The 16737-nt window shown below is 73.3% G+C and carries 14 protein-coding genes; 8 read left to right on the forward strand and 6 right to left on the reverse strand.

Annotation, left to right across the window (positions count from 1 at the left end):
• The first annotated feature begins 365 nt into the window (after positions 1-365).
• The 3 genes from ACWDBE_RS27135 to ACWDBE_RS27145 all read left to right on the forward strand — a co-directional run bounded on the left by ACWDBE_RS27135 (position 366) and on the right by ACWDBE_RS27145 (position 4588).
• Positions 366-1421, forward strand: a complete 1056-nt coding sequence (locus tag ACWDBE_RS27135; RefSeq protein ID WP_449792777.1) for a type III polyketide synthase — start codon at positions 366-368, stop codon at positions 1419-1421.
• Positions 1422-1737: 316 nt separating this feature from the next.
• Complete coding sequence (locus ACWDBE_RS27140; protein WP_449792778.1) at positions 1738-2598, forward strand: DUF1259 domain-containing protein; 861 nt, start codon at positions 1738-1740, stop codon at positions 2596-2598.
• Positions 2599-2779: 181 nt separating this feature from the next.
• The gene (locus ACWDBE_RS27145) at positions 2780-4588 is read left to right on the forward strand and encodes a multicopper oxidase family protein (RefSeq protein WP_449809354.1); all 1809 of its coding nucleotides are present in this window, start codon (positions 2780-2782) and stop codon (positions 4586-4588) included.
• A 190-nt stretch (positions 4589-4778) separates the two neighbouring features.
• Here ACWDBE_RS27145 and ACWDBE_RS27150 read toward each other — a convergent pair whose 3' ends face one another.
• Positions 4779-5729: an RluA family pseudouridine synthase gene (locus ACWDBE_RS27150; protein WP_449792780.1), complete on the reverse strand. Its 951-nt coding sequence runs from the start codon at positions 5727-5729 to the stop codon at positions 4779-4781.
• Positions 5730-5844: 115 nt separating this feature from the next.
• Between ACWDBE_RS27150 and ACWDBE_RS27155 the strand changes: the two genes are divergently transcribed.
• The gene (locus ACWDBE_RS27155; RefSeq protein ID WP_449792781.1) at positions 5845-6939 is read left to right on the forward strand and encodes a PP2C family protein-serine/threonine phosphatase; all 1095 of its coding nucleotides are present in this window, start codon (positions 5845-5847) and stop codon (positions 6937-6939) included.
• 121 nt (positions 6940-7060) lie between these two features.
• Positions 7061-7450: a DUF3224 domain-containing protein gene (locus ACWDBE_RS27160; protein WP_449792782.1), complete on the forward strand. Its 390-nt coding sequence runs from the start codon at positions 7061-7063 to the stop codon at positions 7448-7450.
• A gap of 37 nt (positions 7451-7487) precedes the next feature.
• On the opposite strand, the gene ACWDBE_RS27165 is transcribed toward ACWDBE_RS27160, so the two are convergent.
• Positions 7488-8327 (reverse strand): poly-gamma-glutamate hydrolase family protein, encoded by an 840-nt coding sequence (locus ACWDBE_RS27165; RefSeq protein WP_449792812.1) that lies wholly within the window; start codon positions 8325-8327, stop codon positions 7488-7490.
• A gap of 189 nt (positions 8328-8516) precedes the next feature.
• Between ACWDBE_RS27165 and ACWDBE_RS27170 the strand changes: the two genes are divergently transcribed.
• On the forward strand, positions 8517-9419 hold the full coding sequence (locus ACWDBE_RS27170; protein WP_449792783.1) for a DUF5995 family protein: 903 nt from the start codon (positions 8517-8519) through the stop codon (positions 9417-9419).
• Here ACWDBE_RS27170 and ACWDBE_RS27175 read toward each other — a convergent pair.
• Positions 9380-10819: a GuaB1 family IMP dehydrogenase-related protein gene (locus ACWDBE_RS27175; RefSeq protein ID WP_449792784.1), complete on the reverse strand. Its 1440-nt coding sequence runs from the start codon at positions 10817-10819 to the stop codon at positions 9380-9382. The two genes, ACWDBE_RS27170 and ACWDBE_RS27175, sit on opposite strands and share 40 nt — an antisense overlap.
• A 362-nt stretch (positions 10820-11181) precedes the next feature.
• Between ACWDBE_RS27175 and ACWDBE_RS27180 the strand changes: the two genes are divergently transcribed.
• Together ACWDBE_RS27180 and ACWDBE_RS27185 are read left to right on the forward strand one after the other, a co-directional pair.
• Positions 11182-12669 (forward strand): SDR family NAD(P)-dependent oxidoreductase, encoded by a 1488-nt coding sequence (locus ACWDBE_RS27180; protein WP_449792813.1) that lies wholly within the window; start codon positions 11182-11184, stop codon positions 12667-12669.
• 21 nt (positions 12670-12690) lie between these two features.
• Positions 12691-13179, forward strand: coding sequence for a nucleotide triphosphate diphosphatase NUDT15 (locus tag ACWDBE_RS27185; RefSeq protein WP_449809355.1), 489 nt, complete (start codon positions 12691-12693; stop codon positions 13177-13179).
• A gap of 64 nt (positions 13180-13243) precedes the next feature.
• Here ACWDBE_RS27185 and ACWDBE_RS27190 read toward each other — a convergent pair whose 3' ends face one another.
• Genes ACWDBE_RS27190 through ACWDBE_RS27200 form a run of 3 tightly spaced genes read right to left on the reverse strand, consistent with a single transcriptional unit; the run spans position 13244 to position 16682 of the window.
• Positions 13244-15478, reverse strand: coding sequence for an FtsX-like permease family protein (locus ACWDBE_RS27190; protein WP_449809356.1), 2235 nt, complete (start codon positions 15476-15478; stop codon positions 13244-13246).
• A complete protein-coding gene (locus ACWDBE_RS27195; RefSeq protein WP_449809357.1) occupies positions 15475-16161 on the reverse strand; it encodes an ABC transporter ATP-binding protein in 687 nt (228 codons plus the stop codon). The genes ACWDBE_RS27190 and ACWDBE_RS27195 overlap by 4 nt, the downstream gene beginning before the upstream one ends.
• Complete coding sequence (locus ACWDBE_RS27200; protein ID WP_449792788.1) at positions 16158-16682, reverse strand: PadR family transcriptional regulator; 525 nt, start codon at positions 16680-16682, stop codon at positions 16158-16160. Before ACWDBE_RS27200 ends, ACWDBE_RS27195 begins: the two co-directional genes overlap by 4 nt.
• Positions 16683-16737 lie beyond the last annotated feature (55 nt).

Consider the following 16737-nt stretch of genomic DNA (forward strand, 5'->3'; position numbering starts at 1 on the left):
GCCCGCCCCCGTGTGCCGGGGCCCCCCCCCCCCGGGGGCGGCCCGGCCCCACCCCCCCTTCGGCCTCCCCGCCCCAGGCCGGCCCGCGCACCTCCGAGGTGCGCGGGCCGACGTGCGCGGCGAACCCACCTTCCGTAGATTGGGGTGATGTGGCTCGAACCAGCTCGCGGCCGACACGGCCGCCCGCACGGCGAGCATCCGATCCTCGCCCTGCCGGCTCGTCCGCCGTGCTGTTGGGCCCCGCCCGGTGATTCCCGCCGCCGCGCCGTCTCGACGCGTCCGGCTCGCAGCGGCTGCCGTCGAGTGATGAACTCCCCGGCCGGCCGAGGGCTCACCGGGAACTCCGCCCGTCAGGAGGCAGTCCCATGGCCGTTCTGTGCAAACCGGCGATAGCTGTGCCGGAGCACGTCATCACCAACGAGGAAACCCTCGAACTGGCACGTCGACTCCACCACGACCATCCCCAGCTCGATCTGGCGTTGCGCCTCATCAAGAACACCAGAGTGCGGAAGCGGCATCTGATCCAACCCATCGACGTGGTGCTGAAGCACCCGGGGCTGGACGAGCGGAGCGCCGTCTTCGAGGCCGAGTCCAGGGCCCGCGTCCCGACGGTCGTACTCAGGGCCCTCGAACATGCCCAAGTGGAGCCGTCCCAGATCGACCTGATCATCTATGTGTCGTGCACCGGTTTCATGATGCCGTCGCTCACGGCGTGGCTGATCAACAAGCTGGGCTTCCGGCCGGAGACCCGGCAGCTGCCGATCGCACAACTGGGCTGTGCGGCCGGCGGTGCGGCGGTGAACCGGGCCCATGACTTCTGTTCGGCCTACCCGGGCGCCAACGTGCTGATCGTGGCCTGCGAGTTCTGCTCGCTGTGCTACCAGCCCACCGACCTGGGCGTGGGATCGCTGCTGTCCAACGGCCTGTTCGGCGACGGGGTCGCCGCCGCCGTGGTCCGCGGCGAGGGCGGGACCGGGATCCGGTTGGAGCGTAACGGCTCCTACCTCATCCCGCACACCGAGGAGTGGATCTCCTACGCGGTCCGCTCCACCGGGTTCCACTTCCAGCTGGACAGACGGGTGCCGGGGACGATGGAGCCCCTCAGCCCGGCCCTGCGTGCGGTGGCGGAGCAGCACCAGTGGGACGTGGGCAGACTGGACTTCTACATCGTCCACGCCGGCGGCCCACGGATCCTGGACGACCTGAGCCACTTCCTGGAGGTGCCGTCCGAGGCCTTCCGCTTCAGCCGGGCCACCCTCACCGAGTACGGCAACATCGCCAGTGCGGTCGTGCTCGACGCCCTGGCCCGGATGTTCGACGAGAGGTCGGCTCTCGACGGCCACCACGGGCTGCTGGCCGGGTTCGGCCCGGGTATCACCGCCGAGATGTCCCTGGGCACCTGGGCATCGTCCGATTCCTGACGCGCGAAGGGGAGCGCTCCTCCATCCGGCCCCCCGTCCGGCCGCCGGCGTACCCCGACCGGTCGATCCGGACGGGGTTCGGTGCCGGCGCACCGCCGTGGCAACAACGCGGGGCCCGACTCCTGTGTTTGCCTTCGGCTCTGGAGGTGTGCCTGTGAAGATCGGAGACGGAACGCCCGGGAGAAGTACTCCCCCCACTGTCCCACGACGGCCGCTGCTGGCGGCGGCCGGGCTGGCGCCGGTGCTGGTCGGCCTGGGAGGTGACACCGCCGCACAGTCGGCTACAGCCCGGGCGCCCGACGGTGGTCAGCCGGCCGTGCCGGTGCCCACCCCGGTGCCCACCACCGAGGCGGACTGGGTCGACGTCGTGCGGGCTCTCGGCCGGCCGGGCAGGCTCATCCGCGGGACCTACCACCACACGCCCTTCCCCCGGCACGACCTGCACGTGGTCAGCCGCGGCGTCGTCGTCAGCACCGGGCTCGCACTGGGCTCGCACGTCTCCTTCGCCCGGTACGACGACGGCGGCACGCTGCTGATGGGCGATCTGGTGGTCACCGCAGACGAACTGCCGGCCCTGACCGACGCCCTCCACGCCCACGGGATCGCCCAGACCGCCATCCACAAACACCTGCCGGCCCAGACTCCTGACATCTGGTGGACCCATGTCTGCGCACACGGCCATGATGCCGCGGCACTGGCCCGCGGGCTGCGGACCGCGCTCGACTCCACCGGCACTCCACCGCCCCACCCGCCCCGGCCCCACCCGCACCGCCCCCTCGATCTGGACACCGCCGGCATCGATGCCGCGCTGGGCGCCAAGGGCACGAGCAGCGAGGACGTCTACGCCTGCATCTTCGTCCGCCGCGAGACCATCATGGAGGAGGGGCACGTCCTGCCGGCCGGCCTGGGCGCGACCTCGGCCTTCAACTTCCAACCGCTCGGCGGGGGACGGGCCGCGCTCAGCGGCGATCTCTCCATGGTCGCCGCCGAGGTCCAGCAGGCGCACGCGGCGCTGCGGAGGGGCGGTATCGACCTGGTCGAACTCCACAACCACGGTCTGACGGACGAACCGCGCCTCTTCTTCACCCACATCTGGGCCGAGGGCGATGCCGTGGCCCTGGCCAGAGCGGTCCGCCCCGCGGTCGCCGCCACCAATGCCGTGCCGGCCACCACCTGACCGACCGGCACCGGTGGCAAGCCTCGGCCATGCCCGACGAGCGCGGCCGGCTGCCGGGAGCGCACCCGGGGCTCCCCCGCCCCCGCGCCAAGTGGCCGCCGGCCGTCCCGAGGGGGCGCCCCGGTTCCCGGCAGGTTCGGTCGCGATGCGGAGCGCACCAAGCTCACTGATACTGAGCCCGATGGTCGGTGACGGAGCGCAGCGCTGTTGCCACGATCCGCGCCCGGCCGTGCGCCGTCGTGGGCGCAGCAGCCGCTGGGCGGGGCGGACGGACGCCACGACCGGCGACCACCTGCTCGGCGGCGCACCGACCGCCGAGTCCTGGACGGAGAAACCGAGGATGCTGAACCGACGAGACCTCCTCAGGGCCGCCACCGTAGGCGGCCCTGTGGTCGCCCTCTTCCCATGGAGCCTCACACCGAGCCCGGCCCATGCCGCGCCGGCCGCACTGCCGGCCGGTCCGGCCAGGTCGGGGCCCAGGAGGCGGGCCGCCCGCATCGTCCCCTTCGAGCACGCCATGCGGGTGCCCCCGGTGCTGAGTCCGGTGTCGCGGACGGACTCCTCGGACCTGTACCGGCTGCGGATGGCCGAGACGGAGGTGGAGATCGTCAAGGGGCTGCTGACCACCGTCCGGACCTTCGGCGGCTGCTTCCCCGGTCCGACCATCCGGGCGGTCAAGGGCCGGGAGGTGGTGGTCCAGCAGACCAATGACCTGAGCGTGCACACCTCCGTCCACCTGCACGGCGGCAATGTGCCGTCGCGGTACGACGGCCTGCCGATGGACCTCGTCGAGCCCGGCGAGACCCGCGAGTACCGCTACCCCAACGAACAGGTGGCCGCCTCGCTCTGGTACCACGACCACGCGCACCAGCTGGAGGCCGAGAACGTCTACCGCGGTCTGGCCGGCGCCTACCTGCTCAGCGACCCGCACGAGAGCGGCCTGCCGCTGCCGAGCGGCGAGTTCGACATCCCGCTGCTGATCCGGGACGCCCGGATCGAGACGGACGGCAGGCTGGTCTACACCGACCCGTACGAGTGCCCGCACATGCTGGTCAACGGCAAGGAGCGGCCCTACTTCGAGGTGGCGGCGCGCAAGTACCGCCTGCGGGTCTTCAACGTCTCACCCAACCGCCACATATCGCTGCGCCTCGCCGACGGCGAGCCGTTCACCCAGATCGCCTCCGACGGCGGGCTGCTCGCCGGGCCGGTGCAGTTGGAGGAACTGACCCTGTCCGGCGCCGAACGCGCCGAGATCGTGGTGGACTTCGCCCGCTACCCGGTCGGCGAATCGGTGGTACTGGAGAACACGGCCGCGCTGGAGACCGAGCGGTCCGAGGTGCTGCGCTTCGACATCACCCGGGAGGCCGAGGACCGTAGCCGGATCCCGGACGTCCTGGCCACCCTGCCGCCGGTCCCGGAGGCGACGGTGCACCGGGAGTTCTGGCTGACGACCTTCCCGGACACCAGGATCAACGGGCGCAAGTACGACCCGGACCGGACCGACGTGCGGACCACCCTCGGCTCCAGCGAGATCTGGACGATCCACAACCACCTCACCCGCCGGCCGGCCGGGGTCTTCCACGCCCCCCACTCCTTCCACACCCACCTGGTGCGGTTCCGGGTGCTGGACCGCGACGGGGAGCCGGTCGGCCCGGCCGAGGCCGGGCTGAAGGACACTGTCCCGATCCATCCGGGCGAGACCGTCCGGATCGCCATGACCTGGGGCGACTACCCGGGCCAGTACGTCTATCACTGCCACCACCTGGTGCACTCCTCGCACGGCCAGATGGGCCGGATCGACGTGCTGGCCTCAGCGCCGGAAGACTCCGACCAAGAGTCGGACGATACCGGCTCGTCCTCGTCCTCGGATGCCTCCGGCTCCGGAGCCGGCCGGTCCGGATCGTCGGCGTCCGGAACGGGTCGGCGGCGACGGCGGCAGCCTCAGCACGGTCGATACCGCCACGGGCACCGCGTCGGTGTCCGGGCCTGACCCTGTCGGCATCCCGGCGTGCGACTTCCTGCGATCACGGTCGTGAGCCGGTCTCGCGGGCACCCGGGGCCCGCGAGACTCCCGAGGAGTGCGGAGCGGTGGGCAGTGCCGCGTTCACGGCCCCGCGATCGCGCCACGGGGCCGGGCGGCGGATCAGCCACCGGGCCCAGGGGCCCGTCGTTCGCCGAACCTAGGACGTGCCAAGGGCCCAGCTCTCCGGGTCGGTCCAGGCGGACAGGGTGCGGCGGCTCTCGAAACGGCACTCGCGGCCGGTCAGCGGGTCGGTGAACTCGACAGCGGAGGCGAGGAGCTGGAGCGGGCGGCGGAAGTCGTCCGGAGCCGGTTCCGGCAGCACCACCGGGTACACCGGGTCGCCGAGGATCGGCACGCCGAGCCCGCACATGTGCAGGCGCAGCTGGTGGGTGCGTCCGGTGAGCGGGCGGAGCCGGTAGCGGGCGAGGCCGTCACGGTGGTCGAGCAGATCGATCCGGCTCTCGCTGTTCGGCGGGGCGTCGACCTCGCGGGCCGCGATCACGCCCCGTTCCTTGACGATGTGGCTGCGGACGGTGCGCGGCAGGTTCAGTGCCGGGTCGTAGGGGGCGACGGCCCGGTACTCCTTGCGGACCAGCCGGTCGCGGAAGAGGGTCTGGTAGGCGCCGCGGTCCTCCGGCCTGACCACGAACATGGCCAGGCCGGCGGTGAGCCGGTCGAGCCGGTGGGCGGGGCTCAGCGCGGGCAGGTCGAGGGCGTGCCGCAGCCGGGAGAGGGCCGTCTCGACGACGTGCCTGCCGCGCGGGGTGGTGGCCAGGAAGTGCGGCTTGTCGACGACGACCAGGTGATCGTCCCGGTGCAGCACCTCCAGGTCGAACGGGACGCGGACCTCGTCCGGCAGGTCCCGGTAGAACCACAGGTGCGCGCCGGGCCGGAACGGCGCGTCGGGCGCGACCGGCCCGTCCTCGCCGACGATCTCCCGCCCGTGCAACGCCGCGTCGATCCGCTCGGCCGCCACGGCCGGCAGCCGCTCGACCAGGTGGGCGCGAACGGTCGGCCAGGGGCCCTCGGCCGGCAGCCGCAGGTGCACCGGGTCCACGCCGTTGCGCTGTGGGAGGGGGGAGGCCGGGCGGCGGCTCTTTCGTCTCATCTCGCGGCCCAGCCTAGTCGGGTGCGCCCGGCCGTCCTCGTCCGAGGTGCCGCCCGCGGGGGCGCAGAGCAGAGTGGACAGTAGGCCCGCCCAGCCGCTCAGTTCTGGAGGACGCGTGACCGCCGCCGACGGCTCGGCCGGTATGCCGCCGCTGCACGTGCCGCGACGCACCCGGCTGCTGCTGCACGTCTCCTTCGCGCTGCTGGTCGGCGCCGTCGTGGCCGATCTGGTGACCGGCCCCGGCACGACGCTCTCCCCCGTCCTCGCGGTGGCGCCGGTGCTGGCCGGAGCGACCACCCGCACGGCCCGGGTGCCGCTGATCGCCGGGGTGATCGCCGTCCTCGCGGTCGGGCTGCTGGAGTCCACCAACACCGATCTGCCGACCGGGGTGCACGTCACCGCGCTGATCACGGTGCTCGCCGCGACGCTGGCCAGTGCCGCCAGCGTCGTCCTGGTGGCGGCCCGCGAGCGCGAGCTGTTCCAGGTCCGGACGGTGGCCGAGGCGGCGCAGCGGGCCCTGCTGCGCCCGCCGCCGGACCGGATCGGGCCGCTGCGCCTGGCCGTGCGGTACGTGGCGGCGGCCGCCGGGGCCCGGATCGGCGGGGACCTGTACGCCGTGGAGGAGACCCGCTTCGGGGTGCGCATCCTGCTCGGGGACGTCCAGGGGCACGGCCTCCCGGCGGTGGAGACGGCGGCGGACGTCCTCGGGGTGTTCCGCGAGGCCGCGCGGACCGAGTCCGACCCCGGGCGGCTCGCCGAGCGGCTGGACGCGGCGCTGGCCGCCCGGCCGTCGGACGAGGGCCGGTTCGCCACCGCGCTGCTGCTCGACGTGGCGCCGGACCGGGGGCCGGTGCGGCTGGTGAACTGCGGCCACCCGCCCCCGCTGCTGCGCCGGGCGGGGCGGGTGAGCGAGCTGGAGCCACCGTTCCCGGCGCCTCCGCTGGGGCTGCTCGGGCTCACCGGCGACGCGTACCCGGACCGTCGGTTCGACCCGGAGCCGGGCGACCTGCTGCTCCTGCACACCGACGGCGTCTCGGAGGCCCGGGACGCCGGGGGCCGGCTCTACCCGATCGCGGAACGGCTGCCCGGCCTGCACGGCGGCACCCCGGCGGACCTGCTGGACGCCGTGCTGGCGGACGTCGGCGGCTGGGTCGGGGACGCCGGGCTGTCCGACGACGCGGCGGTGCTGGCGATCCGCTGGGAGCCGTGACGGTGACGGGAGGCCGACTGTCAGTGGTGTGTGCAAGGCTTCGCGCACGGTCGGGTGGTGCCCGGCCGCCACGGTCGGCGCGCCCGTCGGCCGTGGAGACGTCCGACGAAGGGAGCGTGCCATGGGTGCCACGGCGAGCGGGTCGTTCGAGCTGACGGCGTTCGAGCCGGTGGAGACGGAGGAGCGGGAGGGCGCGTCCTTCGGGCGGGTCGTCGTCGCCAAGACCTTCACCGGCGGGCTGAGCGGGGCGAGCGAGGTGCGGATGCTCTCGGTCACGGGCCCCACCGGCAGCCCGGCCTCGTACGTCGCGGTGGAGCACGTGACGGGTGAACTGGGCGGGCGCAAGGGCTCGTTCGTGCTCCAGCACGCGGCCTGGGACACGACCGGTACGACGATACGCGTGGTGCCGGGCACGGGCACGGGCGAGCTGGCCGGGATCACCGGGGAGTTCCTGCTCACCGTCGACGAGTCCGGCACCCACACCTACGTCCTGGAGTACGAGCTGGGCTGACGCCGGCTGCGGCGCGCGCAGCCGGCTGCCCGAGCCGTCAGAGGACGGGCTGGCCCGCCTCCAGCCGCTGGATCGCGGTCCGGACCGCGTTCGTGAAGCTCCAGAACAGCGGCAGGGTGTTGGTCGCCCGCTCGGCGCGGGTGTTCTTGCCCGGCGCGAACATCGCGACCCGCAGGTCGGTGGTCATCTCCAGCTGGGCGCCCATCCCGAGCAGGCTGCGGTTGCAGATGTTGTCCGGGGAGATGCCCGCGATCTCCTCCTCGCCGGAGGCGGTCACGGCCCGGATGCCCGCCGCCGCGAACTCCTCCATCAGGTACTGCCGGAGGGTGGAGTTCAGGCCGCCGACGAGCACGGCCTGGGCGCCGGCCTCCAGGCCGGCCTGGGCGGCGGTGCAGCCGTGCAGCGACACCACGTTGCGGCTGCCGGCGCACATCGCGCGGGCCACCGCGTCGTCGCAGTGGGTCGAGGTGACGTGCAGTTCGCTGTTGTTGGAGGAGCGCAGGCCCTCGAACATCCAGAAGTCGTGCACCGGCCCGGCGGCCGGGGTCGGGGTGAGGTCGGCGGGGTGGTAGCCGGAGATGGCCAGGCACAGTTCGGAGGTGCCGACCTCGATGCCGCCGCCGTGCGGGGCGATGACGGTGGTCCGGACGAACGGCGTACGGCTCTGCAGGCTCTGGTCGTCGATCAGGTGCCTGCGGTAGCGGCGGCCGTAGTCCACGCCCTCGACCACGGTCGAGCTGGCGTAGAGGGCCGTGTTGGAGGGGTAGAGGTCGGCGGCGGCGCTCGCGGGGGTGCTTCCCACGGCAGCGCCGAGGGTGCTGAGGGCCGGGGCCGCGGCGAGCGCGGCGATCAGGGTTCGACGATTGATCACGGTCAGGGATCATGACAGGAGGTGGGCGATAGGCAAAGACCCCGTAACGCCGTCACCAAGTCGACGCCATGTCACGGCGGGATCGGCCTGACGGTGCGACACCGGCTCGACGGACGCGGGCCGCGTCCCCTGGAGCGCCCGCCCACGCTGTCACGATGATGCGATCAGTGCACGATCGACATCGGAGGGTGGCACATGCCCGGCACGGCGGTGGATCGTACGACGGCGGTGAACGCGGAGCCGGAGACGGTCGAGCAGGTGGTCGGCCGGCTGCGGGAGATCGGGGCGGCGCTGCCCCCGGCCGACGGGGTGGCGGTCTTCGACCGGCTCTACCTCACCGTGACGGAGGCGGTCCTCGAACGGCTGGGCGCCGGGTACTTCGCCGACCCGCCGGCGGTGGCCGAGCTGGACGTGCTGTTCGCCGGGCGGTACCTGCGGGCCGTGGCCGCCGACGCGGCCGGGCAGGAGCCACCCGCCTGCTGGCGGCCGCTGTTCGCGCTGCGCGCCCACCCGGGCGTGCACCCGCTGCAGTTCGCGCTGGCCGGAATGACCGCCCACATCCAGCACGACCTGCCGCTGGCCGTCGTGGACACCTGCCGCCGCCGGGGCTGCGGGCCGGCCGACGTCGAGGAGGACTACCGCCGGATCAACCGGGTGCTGGCCGAGGTGGAGACGGCCGCCCGGGAGCAGCTGATGCCCGGGCCCGACCTGCTGGAGCTCGCCGAGCCGCTCACCCACCTGCTCGGCGCCTGGTCGGTCGAGGCCGCCCGCGAGAGCGCCTGGGGCGCCGTCGAGGCCCTGTGGGGCCTGCGGCACCTGCCGGGCGCCGCCCAGGCCTTCGCCGCCGCGCTGGACGGTTCGGTCGGACTGCTCGGCCGCGCCCTGCTGCTCCCGCTCGGGTCCCTGCTCCCACCCGAGCCGGGCACCGGGAACGCCGGGGGCACCGGGCCGGAGGACGGCCAGGGCGCCCTCCCGGGCACCGGGCACCCCGCAGCGGCCGCAACCGCGGCCGCGGCCGTCCGGCTCCCCGAGGCGAGGAACCGGACGGCCCGCCGCGATCAGGCCCAGCTGGAGTGCAGCGGCTTGCCCTCGGCGTAGCCCGCCGCGCTCTGGATGCCCACGATGGCCTTCTCGTGGAACTCCTCCAGGCTGCCGGCGCCCGCGTAGGTGCAGGAGCTGCGGACGCCCGCGATGATCGAGTCGATCAGGTCCTCGACACCCGGCCGGGCCGGGTCGAGGAACATCCGGGAGTGCGAGATGCCCTCCTCGAACAGCGCCTTGCGGGCCCGGTCGTACGAGGAGTCCTGGGCGGTGCGGTTGCTCACCGCGCGGGCCGAGGCCATGCCGAAGCTCTCCTTGTACTGGCGGCCGTCGGCGTCGGTCTGGAGGTCGCCCGGGGACTCGTAGGTCCCGGCGAACCAGGAGCCGATCATCACGTTGGAGGCGCCGGCGGCCAGCGCCATCGCGACGTCGCGCGGGTGGCGCACGCCGCCGTCGGCCCAGACGTGCTTGCCGAGCCGGCGGGCCTCGGCGGCGCACTCCAGGACGGCGGAGAACTGCGGCCGGCCGACGCCGGTCATCATCCGGGTGGTGCACATGGCGCCGGGGCCGACGCCGACCTTGAGGATGTCGGCACCCGCCTCGACCAGGTCGCGGACGCCGGCGGCGGAGACCACGTTGCCGGCCACGATCGGGATCTGCGGGTCCAGGCCGCGCACCGCGCGCAGCGCGCTGATCATGGACTCCTGGTGGCCGTGCGCGGTGTCGACGACCAGCACGTCGGCACCGGCGTCGATCAGCGCCTTGGCCTTGCCCGCGACGTCGCCGTTGATGCCGACGGTGGCGGCGATCCGCAGCTTGCCGGCCGCGTCCACGGCCGGGGTGTACAGGGTGGCGCGCAGCGCGCCCTTGCGGGTGAGGATGCCGACCAGCCGGCCCTCGCCGTCCACCACGGGGGCGAGCTTGCGGTGCGCCCCGGAGAGCTTGTCGAAGGCGGTCCGCGGGTCGATGGCCTCGTCCAGCACCAGCAGCTCGCGGGACATGATGTCGGCCAGGCTGGTGAAGCGGTCCACGCCCTGGCAGTCGGATTCGGTGACCACGCCGACCGGCCTGCCGTCCTCGACCACCACGACGGCGCCGTGCGCGCGCTTGGGCAGCAGCGAGAGCGCCTCGGCCACGGTGGCGCCGGGGGCGAGCGTGATCGGGGTGTCGAAGACGAGGTGGCGCTGCTTGACCCAGGAGACGACCTCGGCGATGACCTCGGTGGGGATGTCCTGCGGGATGGCGACCAGGCCGCCGCGGCGGGCCACGGTCTCGGCCATCCGGCGGCCGGCGATGGCGGTCATGTTGGCCACGACCAGCGGGATGGTGGTGCCGGTGCCGTCGTTGGAGCAGAGGTCGACGCCCTGCCGGGAGCCCACGGCGGAACGGCTGGGGACCATGAAGACGTCGTCGTACGTGAGGTCGTACGAGGGCTTGAGGTCGTTCAGGAAGCGCATGAAGAAGGGCTCTCTGGCTGGGGGATACACCTCGGGTGCGGTTGCGGCGGTGCCGCCGGAGCGCACTCGGGCGCCCGGCACCCAGCATTCGATTCTCCGTGAGGGTGGGGAGCAAAAGCCAGTTCGAGCAGCATTGCTGGGGCTGTGCACAATCCGTGATCAATGCTCCGCGCGTAGACATGGAGGATCCTCCAAAGACCCCCTCCGACGTCCGGTTTTCGCCCCGGTCCGGAGCGCTCCCGTAGCATTCACGCGGTAACGGGCATGGCTTCACGCGTGTGGGCGTGGCGAACGGGAAAGCGACAGCAGGCGTGGGCATCGGGCAGACCGACATCCGGCAGACGGACATCGAGCAGACGGACATCGAGCAGGACCGGGTCGAGGGCAGCGGGGATGAGATCGACTACGGTCCCGGCCTCGACCCCGAGCGGCTGAAGCTCTGCCTGGAGGTGCTCGCGGAACTCGACGAACTGCACGTGGACCACCCGGACGCGATCACCGTCCGCCAGGCCGTCGGCGGCATATTCCGAACCCTCAAGCAGCGCCGCCGCCAGGAGACCCGGGCCCGCAAGACCGCCAACGACCGCGCGGTCACCGCCCGCACCGCCACCGGCGCGCCCACCCGGATCGACGACGAGACGGCCGGCGCCTTCGGCCTGACCACCGTCACCACCACCGAGATCGCCGGCATCCTGGAGCGCCCGCGCTCCTGCTACACCTGCAAGCAGCGGTACGTCGAGGTCGACGCCTTCTACCACAACCTCTGCCAGGACTGCGCGGTCAAGAACCGCTCCCGCCGGGACGCCCGCGCCGACCTCACCGGCAAGCGCGCGCTGCTCACCGGCGGCCGCGCCAAGATCGGGATGTACATCGCGCTGATGCTGCTGCGCGACGGCGCCCACACCACCATCACCACCCGCTTCCCCAACGACGCGATCCGCCGCTTCAAGGCGATGCCGGACAGCGCCGACTGGATCCACCGCCTCAAGATCGTCGGCATCGACCTGCGCGACCCGGCCCAGGTGATGGCGCTGGCCGACGAGGTCGCCGCCGACGGCCCGCTGGACATCCTGATCAACAACGCCGCGCAGACCGTGCGCCGGCCGCCGGAGTCCTACCGCGAGCTGGTCAACGCCGAGTCCGCACCGCTGCCGGCCGGCGAGCTGCCGCAGGCCACCACGATCGGCCGCTTCGGCAGCGGCAGCGTCGACCTGCCCGCCCTCCCCCACCAGGCGAGCGGCGACCCGCAGCGGATGGCCGCCGAGGACGTCACCTCGCTCGCCCTGGTCACCGGCTCCGCCACACCCGCCCGGATCGCGGCCGGCACCGCGATCGACGCCGGCGGCCTGGTCCCCGACCTCGCCGACACCAACAGCTGGGTGCAGACCGTCTCGGAGGTCGGCCCGATGGAGCTGCTGGAGGTCCAGCTCTGCAACTCCACCGCGCCGTTCATCCTGATCAGCCGGCTGCGTCCGGCGATGGCCGCCTCCGGTTCCCGCCGCAAGTACGTCGTCAACGTCTCCGCCATGGAGGGCGTGTTCTCCCGCGGCTACAAGGGCGCCGGCCACCCGCACACCAACATGGCCAAGGCCGCGCTCAACATGCTCACCCGCACCAGCGCGCAGGAGATGTTCCAGACCGACGGCATCCTGATGACCGCCGTCGACACCGGCTGGATCACCGACGAGCGCCCGCACCCGGACAAGATGCGCCTCGCCGACGAGGGCTTCCACGCCCCGCTCGACCTGGTCGACGGCGCGGCCCGGGTGTACGACCCGATCGTGCGCGGCGAGGCGGGCGAGGACCTGTACGGCTGCTTCCTCAAGGACTACGAGCGCGCCAACTGGTGACCGACTGAAGGAGATGGCGAGTTGAGCACAGCACCGACCGTACCCACCGCACCGCCCCCGCCGACCGCGCCGCTGCTCGGCGCCGGGATCGTCGTGCCCACCGGGGACGGCCGGGTGCTGCTCGGCCGGCGGATCACCGCCGGCGAGCCGCCCACCTGGAGCCTGCCCGGCGGCAAGGTCGACCTCGGCGAGTCCTTCGAGCAGACCGCGGCCCGCGAACTCGCCGAGGAGACCGGCATCGTGCTGCCCGCCGCGGCGATGCGGGTGCTCGCCGTCCACCTCGACCACGAGCTCGGCCGGCCCCGGCTGACCGCCGCCGTGCTGGCGCCGCCCAACCTGGCCGAGGCCCTGGTCACCGAGCCGCACGCCTGCGCCGGCTGGGAGCGCTTCCCGGTGGACGCGCTGCCGGAGCCGATGTTCTACCCGTCCGTGCTGGTCCTCGGCAGCTGGCTGCCCGGGCTGGCCGTGGCGCGGGCGGACGGGACGCACGGCTACCCCGTCGCCCGCTGACGGCGGGCGACGGGGCGGCACAGGGCACAGGGCAGCGGGCAGCGGGCAACGGCCGGAGCCGGGATCAGCCGTTACGGGCCGCCTCGGCCCCGGTGATCCGCTTCAGCAGCGGCAGCGTCGAGGCGATGATCCCGAGCGAGGCGACCAGCCCGAAGCCGGTCAGCCCGTAGTACACCGCCCCCGGGGACACCAGGTCGTACTGCATCTGCGACTTGAGGAACATCGCCGCCGCCGCGAAGCCGGTGCCGATCGCGATCGCCGACACCACCAGTAGCGGCAGCGCGCTCTCCAGCCCGATCACCCGCTGGAGCAGCCGCAGCGGTGCCCCGGTGAGCCGCAGCATCGCGAACGGGCGGCGGCGGTCCGAGAGCCCGGCCACCACGCTCACCGCGAGGCTGCACCCGGCGATCGGCACGGTGGTCAGCAGCACCACGTGCGCCAGCTGCCGCCAGGCCCGGAGCCGCTTCTGGGCCTCGGTGCCCCAGTCCTCGGCCATCCTGGCCTCGTACCTCGGGTAGGCCTCGGCGAACAGGGTGCGCAGTCGCTCCTTGGCCGAGGAGGAGCCGTCGGTGGTCGCGTAGAGCAACTTCACCGGAAGCGCGGCGGCCTCGGTGGCCGGGACCGGCGCGGTCGGCCACTCCTGGTTCGTGCCCTCCTGGAGGTCGAGGAATTGCTGGACGGGAACGGTCGCCACCGCCGCTCCGGGCGCGCAGTGCCCCAGCACCGGCACCTGTGCCAGATCCGAGCAGAGCACCAACGCGGGCGCGGGAAAGCGGGGTCGGGCCGGGTCGGCACCGATCCGTGTCGGGTTGTCGTGTGCCGACGCCAGCCCCCGGAAGCCCGGGACGGCCCGGGCGGAGGCCACCAGGGAGTCCGGTACGGCGCCGAGCGTCTCCGCGGAGTCCAGCCGGTGCGGGAGGTCGACGACCGACTTGCGGACCTCCGGGTCGCCACTCAGCTCGGCTCCCCGGTTGGCGTCGATGGTCCCGATGATGCCGATGGTCGCACTGGTCACGAACAGGGCCACCACCAGGCCCGCCACCGCGCGGAAGCCCGCCCTCGGATCGTCGGCCAGTCGGCGCACCGCGATCAGCGCGGCCGGCCGACTGGTCCGTAGGGCCACCGCCCGGGCCGCCGCCATGGTCAGCCAGGGCCCGGCGATCACCAGGCCGAGCATCGCCAGCACGAACCCGGTGAGGTAGGCGGCGGCTTGCCCGTCGGAGGTCGACGGCCGGTTGTCGACGAAGTAGCCCAGCTCGGCGAGGCCGAGCAGCAGCGGGACCAGCCGCCAGGCCCGCGGTGGCTTCGGGGTGACCCTCCGGCTGACCCCGAGCGGGGAGATGGTGACCCGGCGCAGCGCTAACCGCGCGGCCAGCGCCGCCGCCACCGGCACGCCCAGCGCGACCACGAGTGCCTGGTCCAGGTGCAGGCCCAGGTCCTCGAGGTAGAACCGCTCCCCGGTGAGCCGCATGCCGGCGACCAGCGGGCGCAGCGCGAGGTGGACGCCGAAGCCCGCGACCGTACCGATCACCGAGGCGACCGTGGACTCGACCGCCGAGATCACCGACACCTGCCGGGGCGTCGCCCCCACCAGCCGCATCGCGGCGAAGCGCTGCTCCCGGGTGGCGGCGGAGAGTCGGGTCGCGGTGCCGATGAAGACCAGCACCGGGAAGATCAGCGCGCCGATCACCACGCTGAGGACGAGGGTCACGGCGTCGCCGTGGACGCCGAAGCCGAAGCAGTCGGCCTCGCACGCGGTCGGCATCGCGGTCGCGATCGCGGTGACCGGCCTGGCCTCCGGGATGCCCTTGAGCTCGTCCACGGTGCGGCCGGCCACCATGGCCAGGGTGTCCGGGGAGGTCAGCGCCTCGGGCCCGATGGTGCCGACCGGCCGGCCCTCGAAGCGGTCGCCCAGTTCGACGGCCGGGGCCTTGCGCAGCAGCTCCGCCAGGGCGGGCGAGGCGTAGTACTCGCCGGGGGCCGGCAGCCCCGTCAGGCCCGGCGGCAGCGGCGAGGTGGGGCCGGTCGGGGCGACGTCGAACTCGACGATCCGCTTGCCCTGGTAGTAGTGGTCGTGGCCGTACCACCAGAGCGGGTCCGCCCGGGCCGTCCCGGTCCAGCCCTTGGAGCCGGTGTTCATCCAGAGCAGCCGCCCGTTGGAGTGGTCGACCGCGTTGAGGCTGGCGAGGCTCGACAGCAGCAGCCCGACCCCGATCGCGACCGCCGCCGCGATCATCAGCAGCCGGGCCACCGCCTCCCGGCCGCCGCTGACGGCCAGTCGGAGCGAGAAGGGGATCACGAGGCCACCGTTCCGGCGGAGAGGGTGCGGGCCCGGCCGTCACGGACGACCGCCTCGCGGTCGCAGTAGGCGGCGACCCTGGCCTCGTGGGTGACCACGATGACGGTGGTGCCCTGTTCCCTGGCCGAACCGACCATCAGCTCCATCACCTGTTCGCCGGTCAGCGAGTCCAGCGCACCGGTCGGCTCGTCGGCGAACAGCACCTGCGGACGGGCCACCAGGCCGCGGGCCAGGGCGACCCGCTGGGCCTGACCGCCCGACAGCTCGCCGGAGCGGCGCCTCTCCAGGCCGTCCAGGCCGAGCCGGGCGAACCACGGACGGGCCTCGGCCAGCGCGGCGGCACGGCGTACACCGTTCAGCAGCAGCGGCAGGGCGACGTTCTCCTCCGCCGTCAACTCCGGTACCAGCTGGCCGAACTGGAAGACGAAGCCGAACCGGTCCCGGCGCAGGGCGCTGCGCCGGGCCTCCGGCATGGTGTCCAGGCGCTGCCCGTTGAACAGCACCTCTCCCTCGTCGGGCACCAGGATGCCGGCCAGGCAGTGGAGTAACGTCGACTTGCCCGAGCCGCTGGGGCCCATGACGGCGAGCACCTCACCGGCCTCCACGGACAGGTCGGCCCCGCGCAGGGCGGGGGTCTCGCCGAAGGAGAGGGTGACGCCGCGGGCCTCCAGGATCGTGGTCATGCCTTCACCTCCGCGGCGAGCGCGTCCAGCCGGGCGGCGGTCAGGTCGATCCAGCGCAGGTCGGCCTCCAGGTGGAACAGGCCGTGGTCGGCGAGCAGGGCGTCCACCAGCGCGCCGGTGCGGCGCAGTTCGGTGAGTTCGCGCATCCGGCGCAGGTGGGCGGCGCGCTGGGTGTCCAGGTAGTGCTCGGCGTCGCGGCCCAGCATCAGGGCCAGCACCACCTTGGTGAACAGCACGGACTGGAGGTTGGGCTCGGGTGCGACCGGCTCCTGGAGCCAGGTCTCGAACTCGGTGGCCCCGGTCTCGGTGATGACGTAGCGCTTGCGCTCGGGCCCGTCGCCGGGCTCCGCCTCGCCGGCCACCACCTTGCCGTCGCGGGCCAGGCGGCCGAGGGTCGAGTAGACCTGGCCGTACGGAAGGGGCTTGCCGCGGCCGAAGAGGGCGTCGTAGTCGCGCTTGAGGTCGTAGCCGTGGCTCGGCTCACGCTCCAGCAGCCCCAGGAGGGTCAAGGGAACACTCATGGGGGAAACATACACCCGGCGTATACTCCGAGTGTATAGCTAGGCAGAATACGGC

The sequence above is a fragment of the Kitasatospora sp. NPDC001132 genome (assembly GCF_053598415.1).